The organism is Streptomyces daghestanicus (assembly GCF_020521275.1).
GTDB classification, from domain to species: domain Bacteria; phylum Actinomycetota; class Actinomycetes; order Streptomycetales; family Streptomycetaceae; genus Streptomyces; species Streptomyces griseoviridis.
In genome coordinates, this window is sequence record NZ_BNDX01000016.1 from 175,837 (window position 1) to 198,938 (window position 23,102).

Genomic DNA, 23,102 nt, shown 5'->3' on the forward strand with positions numbered 1-23,102 from the left:
ATGGTGCGGGGTTTTCTGCGTTCAGTGACGTGCGAAAGGAGGGGCCGTGAAGGCCCCTTTTTTGTTTTCTAGAGACGTCCCGCTGACTTCAGTGTGAGGTAGGCGTCGGAGAGGACCGGTGCGAGGCCCTCCGGGGTGGCATCCACGACAGTGACACCGTGGTGGCGGAGTCGGTCCGCGGTGCGCTCGCGTTCTTCCTGGGCCTGGGCTGCGGCTGCCGCCTCGTAGACGGAGTCGGTGGTGCCGCGAGAGGCGGACATTCGGGCGACGTGCGGGTCGGCAACGGCGGCCACGAGGACCGTATGACGCTGGGTGAGCTGGGGGAGTACGGGGAGCAGGCCCTCCTCGATGGGGGCCGCGTCGAGCGTGGTCAGCAGGACGACCAGGGAGCGGCGGGGGGCCGTACGGAGGACTGTGGCGGTCAGACCGCGCGCGTCGGTCTCCACGAGTTCGGGTTCCAGCGGTGCCATCGCGTTGACCAGGGAGGGGAGGAGGTCGACGGAAGTGCGGCCCTGGACCGAGGCGCGTACGCGACGGTCGTAGGCGAGGAGGTCCACGCGGTCGCCGGCGCGGGAGGCCAGGGCGGCGAGAAGCAGGGCCGCGTCCATGGCGGAATCCAGGCGGGGGGCGTCGCCCACGCGGCCGGCGGAGGTGCGGCCGGTGTCGAGGACGATCAGGATGTGACGGTCCCGTTCGGGGCGCCAGGTGCGTACCGCGACCGTGGTCTGGCGGGCGGTGGCGCGCCAGTCGATGGAACGGGTGTCGTCGCCGGGAACGTACTCGCGCAGGCTGTCGAATTCGGTGCCTTCGCCACGGGTGAGGACACTGGTGCGGCCGTCGAGTTCGCGCAGGCGGGCCAGCTTCGAGGGGAGGTGCTTACGGCTGGTGAACGGGGGGAGGACGCGCACCGTCCAGGGGACCTGGTGCGTCGCTTGGCGGGCGGCGAGGCCCAGAGGACCGTAGGAGCGGATCGTGACGCGGTCGGCCCGGCGGTCGCCGCGACGAGTGGGGCGGATGCGGGTGATGAGGCGTCGGCGTTCGCCGGGCGGGACGGTCAGCGAGTGGCGGGATGCCGTGGCTTCCGTGCCCGGCTGCCAGCTGCTGGGAGGCCAGGCGTCACGGAGGCGGGCACGCAGGGGACGGCGGGAAGGATTGGTGACCGTGAGGGTGACGTCCGCGGTTTCTCCCAGGCGTACGGAGGTGTCTCCGGAGCGGGAGAGGCGCAGACGGCGCACGGGAGCGGCCAGGGCGTAGTCGCAGGCGCAGGCGACGGCCAGGGCGCCGTCGACCGCGAGGACGCCGGTCCAGTCGGGGGCCCAGATGCCGACGGGGAGGGAGCCGAGGGCCGCGAGGAGCGCGGCGCGTCCGGTGAGTGCCATCAGCGGGGAACGGGGACGTGGGCGAGGATCGCGTTGATGACGGAGTCGGTGGTCACGCCCTCCATCTCGGCCTCCGGACGGAGCTGGACCCGGTGGCGGAGGGTGGGCAGGGCGAGGGCCTTCACGTCGTCCGGGGTGACGTAGTCGCGGCCGGTCAGCCAGGCCCAGGCGCGGGCCGTGGAAAGGAGGGCCGTGGCGCCACGCGGGGACACGCCGAGGTTGAGGGACGGGGACTCGCGGGTGGCGCGGCAGATGTCGACGACGTAGGCCGTGATCTCGGAGGAGACGGTGGTCCTGGCGACGGCGGAGCGGGCCGCTTCTATGTCGGCGGCGCTCGCGACCGGGCGGAGGCCGGCGGCGTGCAGGTCGCGCGGGTCGAAGCCCGCGGCGTGGCGGGTGAGGACGTCGATCTCGTCTTGGCGGCTGGGGAGGGGGACCGTCAGTTTCAGGAGGAAACGGTCCAGCTGGGCCTCGGGGAGAGGGTAGGTGCCCTCGTACTCGACCGGGTTCTGGGTGGCGGCGACCAGGAAGGGCTCGGGGAGGGGGCGGGGGGTGCCGTCGACGGTGACCTGGCGTTCCTCCATCGCCTCCAGGAGGGAGGACTGGGTCTTCGGCGGGGTGCGGTTGATCTCGTCGGCGAGCAGGAGGTGGGTGAAGACCGGGCCGGGCTGGAAGGAGAACTCGGCGGTGCGGGCGTCGTAGACGAGGGAGCCGGTGACGTCGCTCGGCATCAGGTCGGGGGTGAACTGCACGCGCTTCGTCTCCAGCCGGAGGCCGGCGGCGAGGGCGCGGACGAGGAGGGTCTTGGCGACTCCGGGGACGCCTTCGAGGAGGACGTGGCCGCGGCAGAGCAGGGCCACGACGAGGCCGGTCACGGCGGCGTCCTGGCCGACCACGGCCTTGGCGATCTCGGCGCGCAGGGCCTCCAGCGACGCGCGGGCGCCGCCCGGGCCCCCGGCCGGCCCGGCGTTGTCAGTGGTCGGGTCCATCATGGACGGCGTACCTGCCTTTCGAGTTGATCGAGGTGATCGGCGAGGGAGACGAGGGCCGCGTCGTCGCCGGGCGGCGGGCCGAAGAGGAGGGTGTGCAGGGACTGTCCGGTCTCGTGTCCGCCGGAAGCGTCGTGGAGGCGGGCGGACAGGGCGGGGAGCAGGGCCTCGGGCGTGTGGGCCTGGGGTACGGGGATGCCGACCACGGGGGCGAGGCGCGTGCGAGTGGTGGAGCGGAGAGCGGCGGCCGCGCGGTCGCGGGCGTTCGCCTTGCGGTAGAGGCGGGCGCGGCCTTCGACGGTCTCGGAGGCGCGGACGGCCACGGGGAGGTTCTCGGGCACCAGGGGGCCGAGTCGGCGTGCCCTCCACAGGGCGGTGACGGCTGCGGCGACGAAGAGCTGCAGGGTGCCCCAGAGCCAGCCGGAGGGGAGCAGGTCGAAGAGGGTGCGTTGGCCGTCGTCCGTCGTGGCGGTGTCGGAGAGCGAGGGGAGGTACCAGACCAGATGCGGGCGGGAACCGAGGAGTTGGAGGGCGAGCGAGGCGTTGCCGTGCTCGTCGAGGCGGTTGTTGAGGAGGATGTCGGGGGCGCCGAGGACGATCGTGTCGCCCGTCGGGGTCTGCGCGGACGGCGTTCCGGGGCGTTCCGCGGAAGGCTCGCCGGGCGCCTCCGGGATGCGCAGCAAGGTGGCCAGGCGCTGGCTGCGGTAGCAGGCGTCGGCGTCGGGGCGGAGGGCGGTGTAGCGCAGGCCGCCGGTGTCGGCGGTGCCCGCGCGCCGGGCGGCGGGGAGGGCGCAGCCGGGGGAGAGAGTGGAGTCGGCGCTGATCGCGGGGTCGGCGATGACGCCGGGGGCGAGGCCCTCGACGGAGGCGCTGCCGGGTGCCACGAGGACGGTGCGTCCGCCGGAGCCGGAGGTGGCCGCGTGCAGGCGGCGCTGCTGGGGCTCCGTCAGGAGATCGGGGACGGCGACCAGAAGGGTGGCGTCGGGACCGGTCGCGGCGCGGGCCTCGGCCAGGGTGGTGACCACGCGGGTGGACACCCCGCGGTCGGCGAGGAGTTCGGCGACGGCCCGGCTGCCGTAGGGGTCGGCCGAGCGCGGGTCGAGTTCGCCGTGCCGGGCGTCCGAGCGGACGACGGCGATCGCGACGGCTCCCGCGAGGAGCAGCAGCAGCGCGAGGGCGATGCCGCGCGTGCGGGACCACAGCCGGCGGACGGTGGGGGAGACCGAGGTGGACGGGAGCGTGGCCTCGGTGGTCATCCGGCGGCTCCCTGGCGGGTGTGGTCGTCCGCGCCGGCCGCCGCGATGCTGCTCGCCGTCGTCACGGGCCTGGTGCGGTCCAGGTCGCGGTCGAGGCCGGCGACGCGCCGGTACGACTCCCCGGTCGCCGTCCGGCCGCCGTATGTGACGTCGTCGAAGTCGCGGGCCGCGGCGCGCAGCCGGTCGCCGTGGGCGGGGAGGGCGCGGCTGGCCTCGATGGCCGCCTCGTCGGCGGTGCGGCCGGGACGGAGGTCGAGGAGAGCGCGTTCCTCCAGGGCCCGGACGATGGCGCGCATGCGTTCCTGGACGGCCTGGTTCCAGTGGCCCTGGGCGGCGTGCGCCTCCGCCGCCGAGCGGTGCTCGGCGGCGCTGCGGGGGCGGTCGTCGAACAGGGCGGCGGCGGTGGCGGGGTCCCGGCGGGGGGCGCCCAGCCGCCACCAGAGCGCGGCGACGACCAGCACGACGGCGACGATGACGACGACCAGGCCGAGCGTGCCTCCGGGAGTCGCCGTGGCGGCGGCGCCGAACAGGTCGGCGATCCAGTCCCAGAAGGCGTTCAGGGCACGCTGGTACCAGCTGGGGTCGTTCTCGTGGTACATCCCCTTGGTCAGTTCGCGCCGGGCCGCCTCCCGGGCGGGGTCGCGCGGGGTCGTCAGCGGCGGCTCCTCGCCGGAGTCCGCCAGCACCGGTGCCAGGTGGTGCCCGGCGCGCAGCAGTGACCGTACGGCGGTGTGCGGCAGCGCCTCGCAGAGCACTCCCCCCGTGCCTCTCACCGCATCAGCTCCCCGGGGTCGCGCCGGGGGCGCCGTAGCCCTGGACGCCGGCGGCGCGGGCCAGTTCGAGGTCGAGGGCCTCGCGGCGGATGCGCTGGTCGATGTAGAGGAGCACGGTGACGCCCGCGGTGATCGGGAAGGTGATCATGGAGCCGATCACCGAGCCGACGCCGCTGATGATCAGGAAGGTCCAGCCCAGGTCACCGCCGGCGTCGACCAGGCCGCTGACTCCGCCGCCGCTGAGGGCCGCGGCGAGGAACGTGAAGGGGATGACGACGATCGACGCGACGACGTTCGCGATGATCGTGGCCAGCAGCTGGATGCCGAAGACCCGCCACCAGGAGCCCTGGACGAGCTTGGTGGAGCGGCTCATCGCCTTCACGATGCCCTGCTTCTCCAGCATCAGCGCGGGAGAGGCCAGGGAGAAGCGGTTCATGAGCCACGCGGCGACGACGCCCGCGCCCAGGATGCCGAGGACGGTGAGCGCGACGGCCGCTCCGCCGCCCGCCGTGACGGCGACGACGATGCCGGGCAGGGCGCCGACCGCGACGATGCCGACGGCGATGAGCAGCAGCAGGAGGATCAGGCCGAAGAGTCTCAGCACCTGGGGGCGGGCGTCCCGCCACGCCTCCGAGGTGGTCACCGGCCGGCCGAGGACGGCACGGCTGGTGACGGTCGTGAGCAGGGCGGTCGCCATGACCGTGCCGACCAGGGAGACCACGAAGACGACACCCGAGCTGATCATGGTGCTCGCCATGGCGTCGCCCAGCTCGCTGAGGGTCGCGCTGGGGTCGCTGAGGGCGTCGGTGCTCGAGTCCAGGACGAGGCCCTGGAGGAGGACGACGATGATCTCCGTGACCACCGCGACGGTGAGCGAGATGCCGAGGACGGTGCGCCAGTAGGAGCGCATGGTCGAGACCGCGCCGTCGAGGATCTCGCCGATGCCGAGCGGGCGCAGCGGGATCACACCGGGCTTGGCGGCGGGCGGGGGGCCGCCCCAGCCGGCGCCCCAGCCGCCGTATCCCCCGGGGCCGCCGTAGCCGCGGGGACCTCCGGGGCCGCCGTGACCGGGTCCGCCCGGACCTGCCGGGCCGGTGCCCCAGCCGCCGGGGCCGCCTGGGCCCTGGGGGCCGCCGCCGGGAGGCGGGGTGCCCCAGCCGGGGCCGGGCGGAGGCGGGGGCGGCGGGGCCTGGCCGGGGCCCGCGGGGCCGGTGGGCGCGGACCACTGGCCGGGGGGCGGCTGCTCCTTGGACCACTTCGCGCCGGGGTCTGCCGGATCCGCGCCTGGCCGGTCCGCCGGCTGGTCGGTGCCGGGGCGGTCGGCGGGGCCGGACGCGCCGGGCCGCTGCCCGTCGGACGGGGCGGATCCGGGCGTGGCCCAGCCCGGAGTGTCGTTCATCGTCGCTCCTTCACGGTGCCCGTCCGCGGTCGCGGCGGCAGGTTGGCAGCCATCGTGCCATGGGGTGGTCGGACGGTGACCGGCCGCGGTAGGTGCTGCGCACCTTCAATTGTCCGGTGGACACGGGGCAGACTGAACGCATGGCTGATCAGTACGCGCAGACCGGCGAGGACAAGCGGCCGACGGACATACCGGCCCTCCGCTGGGAGGAACCCCCCGAAGGACCGGTCCTGGTCCTCCTGGACCAGACGAGGCTGCCGGCCGAGGAGGTCGAACTGGTCTGCACGGACGCGCCCGCGCTCGTGGAGGCGATCCGCTCGCTGGCCGTGCGCGGGGCACCGTTGCTCGGCATCGCGGGCGCGTACGGCGTCGCGCTCGCCGCCGTACGCGGCTACGACGTGGACGACGCCGCGAACGCGCTGGCGGGTGCCCGTCCCACCGCGGTGAACCTCGCCGTCGGCGTGCGCCGGGCGCACGCCGCCTATCGGGCCGCGCTCGCCGACGGCGGCGGGGCACCGCGGGCCGCCGAGGCGGCGCTGGCCGCGGCGCGGGCACTGCACCGGGAGGACGCCGAGGCCAGCGCCCGGATGGCGGCGCACGGGCTGGCACTGCTGGACGAACTGCTCCCCGGCGGCGGGCACCGCGTCCTCACCCACTGCAACACCGGGTCGCTGGTGTCCGGCGGGGAGGGGACGGCGTTCGCGGTGGCGCTCGCGGCGCACCGGGCGGGACGGTTGCGGCGGCTCTGGGTGGACGAGACGCGTCCGCTGCTGCAGGGCGCCCGGCTCACGGCGTACGAGGCGGCCCGCAACGGGATGGCGTACACCCTGCTCGCCGACAACGCGGCCGGGTCGCTGTTCGCGGCCGGTGAGGTGGACGCGGTGCTGATCGGGGCGGACCGGATCGCGGCCGACGGGTCGGTGGCGAACAAGGTGGGCAGCTATCCGCTGGCGGTGCTCGCCCGGTACCACCACGTGCCGTTCATCGTGGTGGCCCCGGTGACGACACTGGACCCGGACACCCCGGACGGGGCGGCCATCGAGGTCGAGCAGCGGCCCGGGTACGAGGTGACCGAGATCTCGGTGCCCCAGGTTCCCGTGACGGGTGCGGGCGGCGGGGTGCCGATCGCGCCGCTGGGCACGCAGGCGTACAACCCGGCGTTCGACGTGACGCCGCCCGAGCTGGTGACGGCGATCGTCACCGAGGAAGGCGTGGTCTCGCCCGTGACGGCGCAAGCGCTGGCCGGGCTCGGCGCGGGAGCGCCGCGCCGGGGCGCGGCCGGCTGAGAGGAGGCGGCCGCGGCCGCGGGGCGGGTGGCGGCTGGTCGCCCGGCGGGCTGCGGCTGCGGCTGCGGCCGCGTGGCTCGGGGCGGGGACGTTCCGTATGGCCACGTGGCCGCGTAGCTCCGGGAGGGGGGGGCGGTGCGTTCCGCGTGGCCGCGTGGCTCGGCGGCGGTGACGGTGCGCGAGGTCGTGGGGGCCGCGTGGTTCCGGGGTGGCTGTGATGCCGTGTGGTTCCGGGGTGGCTGGTGATGCCGTGCGGTCGCGCTGGGGCGGTCGTCGCCGTGGTGGGGGTGGCGCGGGTGAGATGAGAGGGGCGGATACGTAGGGGGCTGTCTTGTCCGAAAAGGGCGGTAAGGCCGGTTGGCGCTCTGTCGGAGGGCGGTCGGGGCATTCACCATCGGCGTATGGCGGTCGTGAGTGATCGATGCCTGTGCCGGCTCTGCCGGCGGTGGGACCCCACCGTGCGCAGTCGCGGTCATGTCGACCTCATGGCCGAGATGTGCGAGGAGTGCTGGCAGCGGCTCGCCAACGGTCTCGCGACGGTCGAGGGGGCGACGGCCCCGCCGCAGGACCCGGCGGGGAACGGGCCGCCGAGGTGCCGTGCGTGCCGCGGGGTGGTGCGCAGGTATCCGACGTACTACGAGCGGTGGGTGGATCTGGCGACCGTGGAGCTGCCGGCCGAAGAGGTCCCGCAGCGGTACCGCTGGCGGTTGATCAAGGCGCCGGCACCGCGCGCCCCGGTCGTCCTCGCCGTGCACATCCGCGTCGTCGATCCGCTGCCGCGCGACCCCGTCCTGCCCGCACACGCGTTCCTGTGTCCGGCCGGGCGGGCGGCGGACGCCTGAGATCCGGCCCTGACCGCGGCGCCGGGGACGGGGGCAGACAGTGACGGTTCCCTGCCACTAGGGTCACAGGGCAGTGACCTGCCTCACCTGCGCCTCTGTGTCCGTTATGAGAATGGGATGATGTCGTTTATGAAGGGACGAGTCCTTGTCGTCGACGACGACACCGCACTGGCCGAGATGCTCGGCATTGTGCTGCGTGGTGAGGGTTTTGAGCCGTCTTTCGTAGCCGACGGCGACAAGGCGCTGGCCGCCTTCCGGGAGACCAAGCCCGACCTGGTGCTGCTGGATCTGATGCTGCCGGGCCGGGACGGTATCGAGGTGTGCCGTCTGATCAGGGCGGAGTCCGGGGTGCCGATCGTGATGCTGACGGCCAAGAGCGACACCGTCGACGTGGTCGTGGGCCTGGAGTCCGGGGCCGACGACTACATCGTGAAGCCGTTCAAGCCCAAGGAGCTGGTGGCCCGTATCCGGGCACGGCTGCGCAGGTCGGAGGAGCCGGCGCCGGAGCAGCTCGCCATAGGTGACCTGGTCATCGATGTGGCCGGGCACTCCGTGAAGCGGGACGGGCAGTCGATCGCGCTGACGCCGCTGGAGTTCGACCTGCTGGTGGCGCTGGCCCGCAAGCCGTGGCAGGTGTTCACCCGCGAGGTGCTCCTGGAGCAGGTGTGGGGCTACCGGCACGCGGCGGACACCCGGCTGGTCAACGTGCATGTGCAGCGGCTGCGCAGCAAGGTCGAGAAGGACCCCGAGAAGCCGGAGATCGTGGTGACCGTCCGGGGCGTCGGTTACAAGGCGGGGCCGAGCTGACATGTCCGGGGACAGTGCCGCTTCGGCGCCCGGACGGTCCGGGGAGCCCGCCGGGCGGCCTGTCGGCCGGGAACCGGCGCGCTCCCGGTGGGGACGCCTGCTGGAGGACGGGCTGCTGCACGGCGGTGTGCAGGGCAGTCCCGTGCTCCGTCTGTTCATGCGCTGGGTACGGCGGCCGCTGCTGCCCGTGATGCGGCTGTGGCGGCGCAACATCCAGCTCAAGGTCGTCGTCACCACCCTGCTGATGTCGCTGGGCGTGGTCCTGCTGCTCGGTTTCGTCGTCATCGGGCAGGTCCGCAACGGCCTGCTGGACGCGAAGGTCAGGGCCTCGCAGTCGCAGGCCACCGGCGGGTTCGCGGTGGCCAAGCAGAAGGCCGAGGAGTCGGCGACCGTGACGGGCGACGACGTCACCGCGACGGACGGGCGGCCCGCGCAGAACGTCATCCAGTGGATGAGCGACCTGGTGAAGTCGCTCTCCAGCGGTGGCCAGGGCGCCTTCGACGTGGTCACGCTGCCGGTGGGCGGCGAGAGCGGCGGCGGACGCGGACCGCGTGCCTCCGGTCTGGTCGACCCGTCGTCCAGCGTGCCGGAGGAACTGCGCGAGCGGGTCGACGCCAGTACGGTCGCCGCGCAGAGCTACACCCGCATCGTCTACAACTCCGCCCAGGAGTCCCAGCCCGCGCTGGTCATCGGCAAGCAGGTCAACGACCCCAACGGTGCCCCGTACCAGCTGTACTACCTCTTCCCGCTGACGCAGGAGGAGAAGTCGCTGAGCCTGGTCAAGGGCACCCTGGCGACGGCGGGGCTGTTCGTCGTCGTGCTGCTCGGGGCGATCGCCTGGCTGGTCGTGCGGCAGGTGGTGACGCCCGTACGGATGGCGGCGAGCATCGCCGAGCGGCTGTCCGCCGGGAAGCTCCAGGAACGGATGAAGGTCACCGGCGAGGACGACATCGCGCGGCTCGGCGAGGCCTTCAACAAGATGGCGCAGAACCTCCAGCAGAAGATCAGCCAGCTGGAGGACCTGTCGCGGATGCAGCGGCGGTTCGTGTCCGACGTGTCGCACGAGCTGCGGACGCCGCTGACGACCGTACGGATGGCGGCCGACGTCATCCACGACGCGCGCGTGGACTTCGATCCGGTGACCGCGCGGTCGGCGGAACTGCTCGCCGACCAGCTGGACCGGTTCGAGACGCTGCTCGCGGATCTCCTGGAGATCAGCCGGTTCGACGCGGGCGCCGCGGCGCTGGAGGCGGAGCCGATCGACCTCCGGGAGGTCGTGCGGCGGGTGGTCAGCGGGGCCGAGCCGCTGGCGGAGCGCAAGGGGACGCGGATCCGCGTGGTCGGTGATCAGCAGCCCGTCGTCGCCGAGGCCGACGGCCGGCGGGTGGAGCGGGTGCTGCGCAACCTCGTGGTCAACGCCGTCGAACACGGCGAGGGCAGGGACGTGGTGGTGAGGCTCGCCGCCGCGGGCGGGGCCGTGGCGGTGGCGGTCCGCGACTACGGCGTCGGACTCAAGCCCGGCGAGGCGACCCGCGTCTTCAGCCGTTTCTGGCGGGCGGACCCGGCACGCGCGCGTACCACCGGCGGCACCGGCCTCGGGCTGTCCATCGCCCTGGAGGACGCGCGGCTGCACGGCGGCTGGCTCCAGGCGTGGGGCGAGCCGGGCGGCGGGTCGCAGTTCCGGCTGACGCTGCCCAGGACCGCCGACGAGCCGTTGCGGGGGTCGCCGATCCCGCTGGAACCCGGTGACTCACGGCGCAACCGCGGACCCGGCGGGACCGGCCCGGCACGGGCCGCGCTGCGCGGGGACGGCACGGGGCGCGCCGAGGGCGCGGACCGGGCGGTCACCGTACCGGCGCAGACGGCCGCCGCCACGGCCCGGGACGCCATACCGGCCCGGCCGGGTACGGCGGCTCCCACGGCCGATCCGACGGCGCTGCCCACGAGCGGCGCGCGGGTGGTGCCCCGGCCGGTGCCGGGCGCCCGGCAGGACGATCAGCCCGGCGCGGGGACGGGCCGTACGGCCGGCGGGCCCGAGGACGTGAACAGGCAAGGGGAGGGCAGGCGTGGGCACTGACCGCGAGGGGGGCCACCGGGTGCGGCCGGTGCGCGCGGTGGCGTACGCCGCCTGCGGTGTCGTACTGCTGGCCGGGTGCGCGTCGATGCCCGACCGCGGGGACCTGCGGGACGTGGCGTCGACGCCGCGGCAGGACACGCAGGTGCGGGTGTTCGCGATGCCGCCCGCGAAGGACGCCTCCGCCACGGACGTCGTGCAGGGCTTCCTGGAGGCGCTGACCAGCGACGACCCGGACTACGAGACGGCCCGCAAGTACCTGACCGCCAAGGCGGCCGAGAAGTGGCGTCCGGAGCGGTCCACGACGGTGCTCGCGGGCGGGCCGGGCACGGTGGTCGACCCCGCGCGCGGCCGTGACGAGGCCGGCGACTACTCCGTCACCCTCACCGGCACCAAGGTCGCCACCGTGGACGCGCAGCAGTCCTACGAGCCCGCCGAGGGGGAGTACCAGCAGCCGGTGCACCTGACGCGGAACAGCGAGACGGGGCAGTGGCGCATCGACGCCCCGCCGAACGGCGTCGTCATGGGCAAGTCGGACTTCCAGCGCAACTACGTGTCCGTCAACAAGTACTACTTCGCCTCGGACGGCGGCGCGGCCGAGGCGGCCGACGGGGCGGCGGAAGCCACCGCCGTCGCCGACCCGGTCTATGTGCGGCGGCGCGTGGAACCCCTGGCACAGGCCGTGCGTTCCCTCATCGACGGTCCGACGAGCCTGCTCGGGCCCGCCGTCAGGTCGAGCTTCCCCGCCGGCACGGCCCTGGCGAAGCACACCACGTCCCTGACCCCCGACGAACACAGCAAGCTGACGGTGCCGTTGAACGGCCGGGCCGCTCGCGCCGGTGCACAGGGGTGCGCCGAGATGGCGGCCCAGTTGCTCTACACGCTCCAGAGCCTCACGCCCGCCGTGGACGAGGTCGAACTGCGCTCCGGCGGCGAGCGGCTGTGCACGCTCACCGACGACGGGGCCGAGGCGATCGCGACCCGCGGCTCGGCCGAGCGCCCGGACTACCTGTACTTCGTGGACGGGAAGAAGCGGCTGGTACGGCTGCCCTCCGGAGGCAGCTCCACGGCCGTGGAGCCCGTCCCCGGGGCACTGGGCGAGGGCGGCACGGCGCTGCGGTCGGTGGCGGTCTCGCGCGACGAGCACACCGCCGCCGGGGTCGGCCTCGACGCCAGGTCGCTGTACGTCGGGTCGCTGGTGTCGAGCGGTTCGCTCGGAGACCCGGTGCTGGTCAGCGAGGGTGCCACGGAGGAGGAGCGGCTGACGCCGCCGAGCTGGGACACCCGGGGCGACCTGTGGATCGCCGACCGGAATCCCGACGATCCGCGGCTGCTGGTGCTGCGGGAGGGGTCCGGGGAGCCGGTCCAGGTGGGTACGCCGGGACTGGACGGGCGGGTCCAGGCGGTGCGGGTGGCCGCCGACGGGGTGCGGATCGCGCTGATCGTGGAGAAGGACGGCGACCGGTCGCTGCTCATCGGGCGGATCGATCGGGGCGCGAAGGCCGGCGACCCGCCGGCGGTACGGGACCTGCGGTCGGCGACGCCCGAGCTGGAGGAGGTCACGGCGATGTCCTGGGCCGGTGACAGCCGCCTGGTCGTCGTCGGCCGCGAACGCGGGGGCGTGCAGCAGGTCGGCTACGTCCAGGTCGACGGCTCCGCGCCGGAGGCCGCGGTGCCGGCCGCGCTCACCGGCGTCAAGGACATCGCCGCGTCCGAGGACGACCGGGTGCCGCTGGTGGCGTACTCGGAGGACGGGATCGTACGGCTGCCGTCCGGGACGCAGTGGCAGAAGGTCAGCACGGGGATGGCGCCGGTCTATCCGGGGTGAGGCGGCGGCCCTCGTCGGCGGCCCGCGCGGGCCGGGGCGCCGGGCGGTTCTCCACAGGCGGCCGGCCCGGGGGAGGGCGGGTTCTCCACAGGCCCGCTCTGTCCACAGGGCCCGGCAGGACCGTGCGCGGACCGGCACAGTGGTGGCCGTGCGGGGCTGGTGGCAGGACCTCACCGACCTGGTGCTGCCGACCGAGTGCGGGGGATGCGGCAGGCCGCGCTCGGTGCTGTGCCGGACGTGCCGGGCCGCTCTCGACGGGGACGGGCCGCGCCGGGTGCGGCCGGTGCCGGAGCCGGCCGGGCTGCCGGTGGTGTACGCGGCGGCGGCGTACGCCGACGAAGTACGGGCGGTGCTGCTCGCCCACAAGGAGCGCGGCGCGCTCGCACTGGCGGGGCCGCTCGGCGCGTCCCTGGCGGGCGCGGTGCGGGCGGCGCTGGGGCATGCGGAGGGGGCGGCAGCGGGGGCCCGGTGCGGGGCGGTGGACCGGGTGACGCCGGGGGCTGTGGACGGCGTGCCGGGTGGACCGGGCGGGGCGCGGCCCGTACTGCTGGTGCCGGTGCCGTCCGCGCGGCGGGCGGTGCGGGCCCGCGGGCACGATCCGGCGCGGCGGATCGCGCTGGCGGCGGCGGGCGAACTGCGGCGCGCCGGGGTGCCGGCCCGGGTGGCCGCCGTACTGCGGCAGCGGCGTGTTGTGGCCGACCAGTCGGGGCTCGGCTCCCGGCAGCGGTCGGCCAACCTCGCCGGGGCACTGGCCGTGGTCCCCGGCGCCGTGCGGCTGCTGGGCGGGGGCGGTCCGGTGGTGCTCGTGGACGACCTGGTGACGACCGGGGCGTCCCTCGCGGAGGCGGCGCGCGCGGTGCGGGAGGCGCCGGCCGTCACGGCTGAGCGCGGGACGGGGTCCCGTCCGGACAGAACGGTGCGGACGGCCGTGTATCCCGCAGCGGTGTGGGAAGGCAGAGAGGAACGGAGAGCCGGAGCGACGGAAGTGAGGGCGGACAAGGCGCCCGCCGGGCCGGGAACGACGGGCGGAATGGAAAGAGATGACGCCGTCCGCGGCGTGATCCGGGCGGCGGTGATCGCCGCACCACCAGACTCTTTCGAAATAAACCGGAACTGACTGAGGACTTACGTCGTTGCAGAGAATAAGCCGATCAATTCGTTTGAACGGAGGTACGCCGCAGTAGAGGGTGACGACATCCGTCCGGGCGAGATATGTTCGGTCGTGAGGGAAAGCCGCAGGCCACACCCCTCTTGTCCGAACGCCGCGGCGCGGGTCCCCGTCGACCATCACCCGCGCCGGTGGAGTGGATATCCCGCCCTCCGGGGAGGAGGTGGACGTCACCGAGTCCGAGGTTCCGGAGTTCACCGGAACCTGGTGCGAAAGGGAGATGCTCCGCGATCGAGCGGAGTGATCCGGGAACGGAGTTCTGCGTGGACATCGTCGTCAAGGGCCGCAAGACCGAGGTGCCCGAGCGGTTCCGGAAGCACGTGGCCGAGAAGCTGAAGCTGGAGAAGATCCAGAAGCTCGACGGCAAGGTGATCAGCCTCGACGTCGAGGTGTCCAAGGAGCCCAATCCCCGGCAGGCCGACCGCTGTGACCGAGTGGAGATCACGCTCCGCTCACGCGGTCCGGTGATCCGGGCGGAGGCGGCGGCGAGCGACCCGTACGCGGCGCTCGACCTCGCGGCGGAGAAGCTCGACGCCCGGCTGCGCAAGCAGCACGACAAGCGGTACTCGCGGCGCGGAGCGCGCCGCATCTCGGCCGCCGAGGTCCCGAACCACGTCCCGGGCGTGGCGACGCTCAACGGAAACGGCGCCGCGGGGGACCACGACCAGGACGGCGTGCCCACCAAGAAGGTCGGCTCGCTGGAGGTGCAGGGCGACGGGCCGCTCGTCGTGCGCGAGAAGACGCACGTGGCCGCCCCGATGAGCCTCGACCAGGCGCTCTACGAGATGGAGCTGGTCGGGCACGACTTCTACCTCTTCGTCGACGCCGAGACCAAGGAGCCCAGTGTCGTCTACCGGCGGCACGCGTACGACTACGGCGTGATCCACCTCCAGACGGACACCATGGTCACCCAGACGCCCTCTCCCGACGCGGGGGGCGCGCTCGGCGGCTGACCGGGCCCGCGCACGGCATGGCCGGTGCCCCTGGAGCGCGTGTGCGCCCCCAGGGGCACCGGTGTGCGACCCCGTTCGCGCCCCGCGCCGTCATCTCGATGTCGGCCGAGCATGGAATCATGGCCGCAACGGCCCAACAGGTGGGTCGTTGCCTTGGGTTGGCGCTGGCCGGGTTCCATGGCCACAGCCTTCAGGGGAGGAACGATGGCGGACAGCTTCGGACCGATGCGGGACGGGGATGCCCATGGCGGCGTCGTCGGCATGGGCCCGGAGGCGGGCACTTCACGCACGGAGCCGATCAGAGTCCTGGTCGTGGACGATCACGCCCTGTTCCGCCGCGGCCTGGAGATCGTGCTCGCCGCCGAGGAGGACATCCAGGTCGTCGGCGAGGCCGGGGACGGCGCCGAGGCCGTCGAGAAGGCCGCGGACCTGCTCCCCGACATCGTGCTGATGGATGTGCGGATGCCCAGGCGGGGCGGTATCGAGGCGTGCACCTCCATCAAGGAGGTCGCCCCCAGCGCCAAGATCATCATGCTGACGATAAGCGACGAGGAAGCCGACCTCTACGACGCGATCAAGGCGGGCGCGACCGGTTACCTCCTCAAGGAGATCTCCACGGACGAGGTGGCCACCGCCATCCGCGCGGTGGCCGACGGCCAGTCGCAGATCAGCCCGTCCATGGCGTCCAAGCTGCTCACCGAGTTCAAGTCGATGATCCAGCGGACCGACGAGCGCCAGCTGGTGCCCGCGCCCCGGCTCACCGACCGGGAACTGGAAGTCCTCAAGCTCGTCGCCACGGGGATGAACAACCGCGACATCGCCAAGGAACTGTTCATCTCCGAGAACACCGTGAAGAACCACGTGCGCAACATCCTGGAGAAGCTGCAACTGCACTCCCGGATGGAAGCGGTGGTCTACGCGATGCGGGAGAAGATCCTCGAGATCCGCTGACCGACGCTGCGGCCGGCGCCCGCCGCCGGGCGGCTCAGGCCAGCAGCCGGGCCAGTTCCCCGGCCAGGAGCGCCCGCATCTCCGGGGCGTCCACCCGCTCCACTCGTACGTCCGTGCAGTCCACCCAGCTCGCCGCCTCCACCAGCGCCTGGGCCACCGCCGGGACCGCCTTGGGGCCGTCCAGCGTGACCTGCCGGGCCACCAGCGTGCGGCCCTCCCGCCCCGGGTCCACCCGGCCGACCAGCCGGCCGCCGGCGAGGACGGGCATCGCGTAGTACCCGTGCACCCGCTTCGGCCGGGGGACGTACGCCTCCAGACGGTGGGTGAAGCCGAAGATCCGCTCCGTGCGCGCCCGCTCCCAGACCAGCGAGTCGAAGGGGGACAGCAGTGTCGTGCGGTGACGGCCGCGCGGCGGTGTCTCCAGCGCGGCCGGGTCGGCCCAGGCCGGCCGGCCCCAGCCCGCCACCGTCACCGGCACCAGACCCGAGTCGGCGATCACCGCGTCGACCTGCTCGGCCTTGAGGCGGTGGTAGTCGGCGAGGTCCGCGCGGGTGCCGACCCCCAGCGCCCGGCCGGCCAGGCGGACCAGGCGGCGCAGGCACTCGGTGTCGTCCAGCCGGTCGTGCAGCAGCGCCTCCGGGACGGCGCGCTCGGCCAGGTCGTAGACCCGCTTCCAGCCGCGCCGCTCGACGCACACCACCTCCCCGTACATCAGCGCCCGCTCCACGGCGACCTTGGTGCTCGACCAGTCCCACCACTCGCTGGTCCGCTTGGCGCCGCCCAGCTCGGTGGCGGTCAGCGGGCCCTCGGCGCGGAGCTGCTTGATCACCTGCTCGTAGGTGCCCTCGGGCAGCTCGTGATTCCAGTGCGGGCGGTCGCGGTAGGCGCGGCGGCGGAAGGCGAAGTGGGGCCACTCCTCGATGGGGAGGATGCAGGCCGCGTGCGACCAGTACTCGAAGGCGTGCGGCGCGCCGGTGCGGCCGGGTTTCCAGTAGGCGTCCTCGACCGTGTCGCGGCCCGTGGCGCCCAGCCGGGCGTACGGCACCAGCTCGTGGGAACGGGCGAGGACCGAGATGGTGTCCAGCTGGACCGCGCCCAGCCGACGCAGGACGCCGCGGACACCGGCGCGGCGGTCGGGGGCGCCCAGGAGACCCTGGGCCCGCAGGGCGATGCGGCGGGCCTCGTCCGCCGACAGTTCCGTCGCGGGGCGCGGGAAGCTCGTCATACGTCCGCACGATAGAGGGTGGCACTGACAACGGACCGGGCCGGGCTACGGCCGGGCGGGTATGTAGGGGGCCGTCGACGGCAGGCCCAGGTCGGAGGGGAGCAGGGAGCCGACCCAGCCGTCACGGCGGACGCCCTTGTTGTTGATCGAGGACCGCAGGGTGCCCTCCAGGGTGAAACCCGCGCGCCGCGCCACCGAGCGGGAGGCCGCGTTGCCGACCTCGGCGCGCCACTCCACGCGGTCGACCGACAGCCGGGTGAACGCCCACCGCGCGACGGCCACGGACGCCTCGGTGACGTAACCGTTGCCGCGGTGCTCCTCGGTGCCCCAGAAGCCGATCTCCGCCACGCCCGGGGACATCATCGTGAGCGCGACCATGCCGGTCAGGTCCCCGGCGGGCAGGAAGACGCCGAAGGTGAACATGGTGCCGTTCGCCCAGCCCGCCGGCACCACCTGCTCGGTGAAACTCCGCGCGTGTTCCGGCAGGTAGGGGGAGGGGACCGTGGTCCAGCGCTGGATGTCGGGGTCCTGGCAGGCGGCGAGGACGGCGTCGGCGTCCCGCGGGCCGACCGTCCGCAGCAGGAGACGGCCGGTGGTGAGCGTGTGGGGTTCCATCGGCCGATTCTGCTCCCCGCGCGCGCGGGCGCGCCATGCCTTTGCCGCGCGTACGCGGCCGGTCACGTTTCGCGCACATCGCCGGCGGCGCGCGGCACCATCCGCGGGGCCCGCACGTTGTCACGGGTGAGAACGGATCGGAGCGGACCCGGAGCGGACCGGAGGCGGGCGGCCGTCGTCGCGGCAGGCCTCCCGGCGTGACGGTGTCCTCGCTTACGATGGCCGTTGCTCAGTCACATCAACGGAAACCGACCGTCCCAGGCCCGACCGGCAAGGAGACCAACCCCCGTGTCCGTCCTCTCGAAGATCATGCGTGCAGGCGAAGGCAAGATCCTGCGCAAGCTGCACCGCATCGCGGACCAGGTCAACTCCATCGAAGAGGACTTCGTCGACCTCTCCGACGCCGAGCTGCGGGCCCTCACCGATGAGTACAAGCAGCGCTACGCCGACGGCGAGAGCCTCGACGACCTGCTGCCCGAGGCGTTCGCCACCGTCCGCGAGGCCGCCAAGCGCGTCCTCGGCCAGCGCCACTACGACGTGCAGATCATGGGCGGCGCCGCGCTGCACATGGGGTATGTGGCCGAGATGAAGACCGGTGAGGGCAAGACCCTCGTCGGCACCCTGCCCGCGTACCTCAACGCCCTGTCCGGCGACGGCGTCCACATCGTCACGGTCAACGACTACCTGGCCGAGCGCGACTCCGAGATGATGGGCCGCGTCCACAAGTTCCTCGGCCTCGAGGTCGGCTGCATCCTCGCCAACCAGACGCCGGCCCAGCGCCGCGAGATGTACGCCTGCGACATCACCTACGGCACGAACAACGAGTTCGGCTTCGACTACCTGCGCGACAACATGGCGTGGTCCAAGGACGAACTCGTCCAGCGCGGTCACAACTTCGCCATCGTCGACGAGGTCGACTCCATCCTCGTCGACGAGGCCCGTACGCCGCTGATCATCTCCGGTCCGGCCGACCAGGCCACCAAGTGGTACGGCGACTTCGCCAAGCTGGTCACCCGCCTGAAGAAGGGCGAGGCCGGCAACCCCCTCAAGGGCATCGAGGAGACCGGCGACTACGAGGTCGACGAGAAGAAGCGCACGGTCGCCATCCACGAGTCCGGCGTCGCCAAGGTCGAGGACTGGCTGGGCATCGACAACCTCTACGAGTCGGTCAACACCCCGCTCGTCGGTTATCTGAACAACGCCATCAAGGCGAAGGAACTGTTCAAGAAGGACAAGGACTACGTCGTCATCGACGGCGAGGTCATGATCGTCGACGAGCACACCGGCCGTATCCTCGCCGGCCGCCGCTACAACGAGGGCATGCACCAGGCGATCGAGGCGAAGGAAGGGGTGAAGATCAAGGACGAGAACCAGACCCTCGCCACGATCACCCTGCAGAACTTCTTCCGCCTCTACAAGCGCCACGGCCACGACGGCAAGGAACTGCCCGGCCTGTGCGGCATGACCGGTACGGCGATGACCGAGGCCGCCGAGTTCCACCAGATCTACAAGCTCGGTGTGGTCCCGATCCCCACCAACCGGCCGATGGTCCGCAAGGACCAGTCGGACCTGATCTACCGCACCGAGGTCGCCAAGTTCGAGGCGGTCGTCGACGACATCGCCGAGAAGCACGAGAAGGGCCAGCCGATCCTGGTCGGCACCACCTCGGTCGAGAAGTCCGAGTACCTCTCGCAGCAGCTCGCCAAGCGCGGCATCCAGCACGAGGTGCTCAACGCCAAGCAGCACGACCGGGAGGCGACGATCGTCGCCCAGGCCGGCCGGAAGGGCGCCGTCACGGTGGCCACCAACATGGCCGGCCGCGGTACGGACATCAAGCTCGGCGGCAACCCCGAGGACCTCGCGGAGGCGGAGCTGCGCCAGCGCGGCCTCGACCCCGAGGAGCACATCGAGGAGTGGGCCGCGGCCCTCCCCGCCGCCCTGGAGCGCGCCGAGCTGGCCGTCAAGGCGGAGAAGGAGGAGGTCGAGGCGCTCGGCGGTCTCTACGTCCTCGGCACCGAGCGGCACGAGTCGCGGCGCATCGACAACCAGCTGCGCGGTCGTTCCGGCCGTCAGGGCGACCCCGGCGAGTCCCGCTTCTACCTCTCCCTCGGCGACGACCTGATGCGCCTGTTCAAGGCCCAGATGGTCGAGCGCGTGATGTCCATGGCCAACGTGCCGGACGACGTGCCGATCGAGAACAAGATGGTCACCCGCGCGATCGCGTCCGCCCAGTCGCAGGTCGAGCAGCAGAACTTCGAGACGCGCAAGAACGTCCTGAAGTACGACGAGGTCCTCAACCGCCAGCGCGAGGTCATCTACGGCGAGCGCCGCCGCGTCCTGGAGGGCGAGGACCTGCACGAGCAGGTGCAGCACTTCATGGACGACACGATCGACGCCTACGTGCAGGCGGAGACCGCCGACGGCTTCCCGGAGGACTGGGACCTGGACCGGCTGTGGGGCGCCTTCCGGCAGCTCTACCCGGTGAAGGTCACCATCGAGGAGCTGGAGGAGGCGGCCGGCGACCGGGCCGGGCTGACCGCGGAGTACATCGCGGAGTCCGTCAAGGACGACATCCGCGAGCAGTACGAGGCGCGGGAGGCGCAGCTCGGCTCCGAGATCATGCGTGAGCTGGAGCGCCGGGTCGTCCTCTCCGTCCTGGACCGCAAGTGGCGCGAGCACCTCTACGAGATGGACTACCTCCAGGAGGGCATCGGCCTGCGCGCCATGGCGCAGAAGGACCCGCTGGTCGAGTACCAGCGCGAGGGCTTCGACATGTTCACCGCCATGATGGAGGGCATCAAGGAGGAGTCCGTCGGCTACCTGTTCAACCTGGAGGTCCAGGTCGAGCAGCAGGTCGAGGAGGTCCCGGTCGAGGACGCGAAGCCGTCCCTGGACAAGGGCGCGCAGGACGCGGTGCCCGCCCAGGCCGGTGCCTCGCGGCCCGAGATCCGCGCCAAGGGGCTGGACGCCCCCCAGCGGCGCAACCTCCACCTCTCCGCGCCGACCGTGGACGGCGAGGGCGGTGTCGTCGAGCGCGAGGAGCGCGCCGAGGACGAGGCGGTGAGTGCCGGGGGCGACGGCCTGACCCGCGCCGAGCGCCGCAAGCAGGCGAAGGGCGGGCGGCGCCGCAAGAAGTGACCGCGGCGGTCTCCGGGGCGGCGGCGAGCCCGTCTCCCCGGGGCCGGGCGGGGGCACGGGGCCGGGGCACCTGAGGGTGGCCCGGCCCCGCCGCGTTCCGGGCCGGTTCAGTCGTCGTCCCCGCGGGGCGGGCGCGGGCCGCCCAGTTCCACGGCGGTGCAGCGCCAGCGCAGGTCCGTCCCGTACTCCAGGCGGAACGCCATCGCGCGCAACTGCTCGCCCGCGCCGATGCGGGCGAAGACCTCCACGGCGCCGGGACGCGGTTCGAACCAGCCGATGTCGCGGACGACCGGGCGGGTGCCGCGGGCGCGCAGGGGGCCGTGCTCGGCCAGCCGGGCCAGGTCGTCGTAGGCCCGGCCGACGGTGTGGCGGAGCATGAAGTGCACCGGCCGCCGCCCGCTGAGCACCGCGAGGAGCCGCTCGGCGAACAGGTCGGTGAGCCGGGGCCGGGGTTCGGCACGGCGGGCCGGGACCGTCCGGGCGGCGGCGGACGCGGGGGTGCCGGCGGGGGCGCCGGACGGGCGGGTGTCCAGCGGGCGCGTACGGCGCTGCGCGGGGCGCGCGGGGGTGGCCGGGGGCCGGTCCCCGGGCACCGGTGTCCGCACGGCGGGGAAGGCCCCGGGACCGCGGGGCGGCGCCGCGGAAGGGCGGCGGGAGTCGTGGCGGCCGGGCGGGCGGGAGCCGGGGTGGCGGTGGCGGCGCTGTGCCCTGTTCATGACCTTGTTCATGGGGTCCCCGTTCGGCGGGCCCGAGCGATACCGGGCAGTAACTTGCTGTTGCGGACCTTGTACGGGGTGTGGCGGGCCGCTGGCAAGGGGGCGCGGACGGCCGGTCACGGCCTGGGCAATTCACCTATCCGGGGGACGGAATGGCGGCGGGGCCCGGTGCCGTGGGGCCGCGCCGGGTGAATATCCGGCGCGCGGTGGACGCCTCGGCCGGTGGACGGGAAACCCGATGGGGGAGTCCCGCGCGTATCCTGATGACTTCCCGACGACCTCCGACAAGCCCCCCGACTCCCCTCGCCGGCGGACCCCCGACCCGACCACGAAAGCGGCCAGCCATGCGCGTCTACGTTCCCCTGACCCTCCCCGGTCTCGCCGAGGCGCACCGGTCGGGACACCTGGGGAGCGGGCCGTTCACCGCCTACGCCGTCACGCCGGCGCTGCGCGAGTGGTACCTCTCGGACGACATCGAGGAACTGGAGTACGCCGCCCTCGGCCGGGCCGCCCTCGCGTCGCTGCGCCTGCTCGCCGGGGATCCCGGGGCCGCCCGCCGCCGGGTCGTGGTCGCCGTCGACGTGCCCGACGGCACCACCCAGGGCGACCCCGGCCGGGGCCTGGACCCGGCCGCGCTCGGCCAGGTCCGGGTGGCCGGGAGCGTGCCGCTGGCCAAGGCCGCGGCGGTGCACGTCGACTCCTCCGACGCGGAGGCCGACGTGGCCGCCGCGGCCGACGCGCTCGCGGCGGCGGACGGCGGGGACGACGACGCCCGGTTCGTGGTGGACGGCGCCGAGGACCACGAACTGCTGTGGTACGCGACGCAGGAGGTCCCCCACCTGGTCGGACCCGGGGACTGACCCGCGCTCCCGCCCCTGACCTGCACCGGAAGTGATCGGGACGTGACTGTCGGTGGTGGCGGGTACGTTTGTCGGCATGGGGATGCGAATGCGGACAGGGGCGCACATCGTCTGGGACTGGAACGGGACGCTGTTCCACGACAACGACGCGATCATCGAGGCGACGAACGCGGCCTTCGCCGAACTGGGCCTGGCCCCGATCACGCTGGAGCGGTACCGGGCGCTGTACTGCGTGCCGGTGCCGAAGTTCTACGAGCGGCTGCTGGGCAGGCTGCCCACCGACGCCGAGTGGCAGGTCATGGACGAGACCTTCCACCGCCACTACACCGAGCGCAGGGTGCGGTGCGGGCTCGCCGAGGGAGTGGCGGAGCTGCTCGCCGGGTGGCGGTCGGCGGGGCGCAGTCAGTCGATCCTCAGCATGTACGGCCATGAGGAACTGGTGCCGCTGGTGCGCCAATTCGGGATCGAGACGCACTTCATACGCGTCGACGGGCGGACCGGCCCCTCGGGCGGCGGCAAGGCCGAGCACATGGTCCGGCACCTGGGGGCGCTGACCGGCGTGGAGCCCGCCCGGACCGTCGTCATCGGGGACGCCGTCGACGACGCGACGGCCGCCCGGCACGCGGGAGCACGGGCGGTGCTGTACACGGGCGGCTCGCACAGCCGGAGCAGCCTGGAGCAGGCGGGCGTGCCCGTGGTGGACACGCTGGCGGAGGCGGTCGAGGAGGCCGAGCGCCTGGCGGCGTGAGGGGCCGGCACCGCCCGTCCCGTCCCCGCGTCCCGCCGGGCGCCCGTGGCTGTGCGGAACGGCGAAGTCACCTCCCGCTTTTGTACACCTACGGC

At 73.4% G+C, this 23,102-nt stretch carries 19 protein-coding genes; 11 read left to right on the forward strand and 8 right to left on the reverse strand.

Features of this window, described 5'->3' with window-relative positions:
• Positions 1-68 precede the first annotated feature (68 nt).
• From Sdagh_RS27630 to Sdagh_RS27650, 5 genes are read right to left on the reverse strand one after another with little or no spacing between them, the layout of a single operon-like run.
• Entirely contained in the window at positions 69-1,379 is a 1,311-nt protein-coding gene (locus Sdagh_RS27630) for a DUF58 domain-containing protein (RefSeq protein ID WP_190078460.1), read from the reverse strand.
• On the reverse strand, positions 1,379-2,368 hold the full coding sequence (locus Sdagh_RS27635) for an AAA family ATPase (protein WP_190011999.1): 990 nt from the start codon (positions 2,366-2,368) through the stop codon (positions 1,379-1,381). The genes Sdagh_RS27630 and Sdagh_RS27635 overlap by 1 nt, the downstream gene beginning before the upstream one ends.
• Positions 2,368-3,624 carry a DUF4350 domain-containing protein gene (locus Sdagh_RS27640; protein ID WP_190078459.1) on the reverse strand — a complete coding sequence of 419 codons (1,257 nt, stop codon included), beginning with the start codon at positions 3,622-3,624 and terminating at the stop codon, positions 2,368-2,370. Before Sdagh_RS27640 ends, Sdagh_RS27635 begins: the two co-directional genes overlap by 1 nt.
• The gene (locus tag Sdagh_RS27645) at positions 3,621-4,397 is read right to left on the reverse strand and encodes a DUF4129 domain-containing protein (protein WP_190078458.1); all 777 of its coding nucleotides are present in this window, start codon (positions 4,395-4,397) and stop codon (positions 3,621-3,623) included. The genes Sdagh_RS27640 and Sdagh_RS27645 overlap by 4 nt, the downstream gene beginning before the upstream one ends.
• A 4-nt stretch (positions 4,398-4,401) precedes the next feature.
• Positions 4,402-5,796, reverse strand: a complete 1,395-nt coding sequence (locus tag Sdagh_RS27650) for a DUF7847 domain-containing protein (protein ID WP_189423199.1) — start codon at positions 5,794-5,796, stop codon at positions 4,402-4,404.
• 140 nt (positions 5,797-5,936) lie between these two features.
• Here Sdagh_RS27650 and mtnA point away from each other — a divergent pair, with 140 nt between their 5' ends.
• The 8 genes from mtnA to Sdagh_RS27690 all read left to right on the forward strand — a co-directional run bounded on the left by mtnA (position 5,937) and on the right by Sdagh_RS27690 (position 15,705).
• The gene (gene mtnA / locus Sdagh_RS27655) at positions 5,937-7,082 is read left to right on the forward strand and encodes an S-methyl-5-thioribose-1-phosphate isomerase (protein WP_189423202.1); all 1,146 of its coding nucleotides are present in this window, start codon (positions 5,937-5,939) and stop codon (positions 7,080-7,082) included.
• 458 nt (positions 7,083-7,540) lie between these two features.
• Positions 7,541-7,924, forward strand: a complete 384-nt coding sequence (locus Sdagh_RS27660) for a DUF6083 domain-containing protein (RefSeq protein ID WP_226535890.1) — start codon at positions 7,541-7,543, stop codon at positions 7,922-7,924.
• Positions 7,925-8,041: 117 nt separating this feature from the next.
• A complete protein-coding gene (gene mtrA / locus Sdagh_RS27665) occupies positions 8,042-8,731 on the forward strand; it encodes a two-component system response regulator MtrA (RefSeq protein ID WP_003975799.1) in 690 nt (229 codons plus the stop codon).
• A gap of 1 nt (position 8,732) precedes the next feature.
• A complete protein-coding gene (gene mtrB / locus Sdagh_RS27670; protein WP_190078457.1) occupies positions 8,733-10,808 on the forward strand; it encodes an MtrAB system histidine kinase MtrB in 2,076 nt (691 codons plus the stop codon).
• Positions 10,798-12,633, forward strand: a complete 1,836-nt coding sequence (locus Sdagh_RS27675; RefSeq protein WP_190078456.1) for an LpqB family beta-propeller domain-containing protein — start codon at positions 10,798-10,800, stop codon at positions 12,631-12,633. Before mtrB ends, Sdagh_RS27675 begins: the two co-directional genes overlap by 11 nt.
• Before the next feature lie 148 nt (positions 12,634-12,781).
• Positions 12,782-13,750, forward strand: a complete 969-nt coding sequence (locus Sdagh_RS27680) for a ComF family protein (RefSeq protein ID WP_190078455.1) — start codon at positions 12,782-12,784, stop codon at positions 13,748-13,750.
• Between the two features lie 314 nt (positions 13,751-14,064).
• On the forward strand, positions 14,065-14,754 hold the full coding sequence (hpf, locus tag Sdagh_RS27685) for a ribosome hibernation-promoting factor, HPF/YfiA family (protein WP_226535892.1): 690 nt from the start codon (positions 14,065-14,067) through the stop codon (positions 14,752-14,754).
• A 204-nt stretch (positions 14,755-14,958) separates the two neighbouring features.
• A complete protein-coding gene (locus Sdagh_RS27690) occupies positions 14,959-15,705 on the forward strand; it encodes a response regulator (RefSeq protein WP_190078454.1) in 747 nt (248 codons plus the stop codon).
• A 34-nt stretch (positions 15,706-15,739) separates the two neighbouring features.
• On the opposite strand, the gene Sdagh_RS27695 is transcribed toward Sdagh_RS27690, so the two are convergent.
• Positions 15,740-16,930 (reverse strand): winged helix-turn-helix domain-containing protein, encoded by a 1,191-nt coding sequence (locus tag Sdagh_RS27695; protein WP_190078453.1) that lies wholly within the window; start codon positions 16,928-16,930, stop codon positions 15,740-15,742.
• Between the two features lie 45 nt (positions 16,931-16,975).
• The gene (locus Sdagh_RS27700; protein WP_190078452.1) at positions 16,976-17,545 is read right to left on the reverse strand and encodes a GNAT family N-acetyltransferase; all 570 of its coding nucleotides are present in this window, start codon (positions 17,543-17,545) and stop codon (positions 16,976-16,978) included.
• A gap of 288 nt (positions 17,546-17,833) precedes the next feature.
• Here Sdagh_RS27700 and secA point away from each other — a divergent pair, with 288 nt between their 5' ends.
• Positions 17,834-20,683, forward strand: coding sequence for a preprotein translocase subunit SecA (gene secA, locus Sdagh_RS27705; RefSeq protein ID WP_190078451.1), 2,850 nt, complete (start codon positions 17,834-17,836; stop codon positions 20,681-20,683).
• A 107-nt stretch (positions 20,684-20,790) separates the two neighbouring features.
• On the opposite strand, the gene Sdagh_RS27710 is transcribed toward secA, so the two are convergent.
• Positions 20,791-21,411 (reverse strand): Rv3235 family protein, encoded by a 621-nt coding sequence (locus Sdagh_RS27710; RefSeq protein ID WP_190078450.1) that lies wholly within the window; start codon positions 21,409-21,411, stop codon positions 20,791-20,793.
• Between the two features lie 332 nt (positions 21,412-21,743).
• Here Sdagh_RS27710 and Sdagh_RS27715 point away from each other — a divergent pair, with 332 nt between their 5' ends.
• A complete protein-coding gene (locus Sdagh_RS27715) occupies positions 21,744-22,259 on the forward strand; it encodes a DUF6912 family protein (protein WP_190078449.1) in 516 nt (171 codons plus the stop codon).
• A gap of 82 nt (positions 22,260-22,341) precedes the next feature.
• Entirely contained in the window at positions 22,342-23,007 is a 666-nt protein-coding gene (locus Sdagh_RS27720; RefSeq protein ID WP_190078462.1) for an HAD family hydrolase, read from the forward strand.
• Positions 23,008-23,102 lie beyond the last annotated feature (95 nt).

Coding starts and splice junctions, on each gene's coding strand:
- mtrB (WP_190078457.1), top strand. CDS start 8,733: ATGTCCGGGGACAGTGCCGCTTCGGCGCCCGGACGGTCCGGGGAGCCC.
- mtnA (WP_189423202.1), top strand. CDS start 5,937: ATGGCTGATCAGTACGCGCAGACCGGCGAGGACAAGCGGCCGACGGAC.
- Sdagh_RS27720 (WP_190078462.1), top strand. CDS start 22,342: ATGCGAATGCGGACAGGGGCGCACATCGTCTGGGACTGGAACGGGACG.
- mtrA (WP_003975799.1), top strand. CDS start 8,042: ATGATGTCGTTTATGAAGGGACGAGTCCTTGTCGTCGACGACGACACC.
- Sdagh_RS27690 (WP_190078454.1), top strand. CDS start 14,959: ATGGCGGACAGCTTCGGACCGATGCGGGACGGGGATGCCCATGGCGGC.
- Sdagh_RS27700 (WP_190078452.1), bottom strand. CDS start 17,545: ATGGAACCCCACACGCTCACCACCGGCCGTCTCCTGCTGCGGACGGTC.
- Sdagh_RS27630 (WP_190078460.1), bottom strand. CDS start 1,379: ATGGCACTCACCGGACGCGCCGCGCTCCTCGCGGCCCTCGGCTCCCTC.
- Sdagh_RS27635 (WP_190011999.1), bottom strand. CDS start 2,368: ATGGACCCGACCACTGACAACGCCGGGCCGGCCGGGGGCCCGGGCGGC.
- Sdagh_RS27710 (WP_190078450.1), bottom strand. CDS start 21,411: ATGAACAAGGTCATGAACAGGGCACAGCGCCGCCACCGCCACCCCGGC.
- Sdagh_RS27695 (WP_190078453.1), bottom strand. CDS start 16,930: ATGACGAGCTTCCCGCGCCCCGCGACGGAACTGTCGGCGGACGAGGCC.
- Sdagh_RS27640 (WP_190078459.1), bottom strand. CDS start 3,624: ATGACCACCGAGGCCACGCTCCCGTCCACCTCGGTCTCCCCCACCGTC.
- Sdagh_RS27715 (WP_190078449.1), top strand. CDS start 21,744: ATGCGCGTCTACGTTCCCCTGACCCTCCCCGGTCTCGCCGAGGCGCAC.
- Sdagh_RS27650 (WP_189423199.1), bottom strand. CDS start 5,796: ATGAACGACACTCCGGGCTGGGCCACGCCCGGATCCGCCCCGTCCGAC.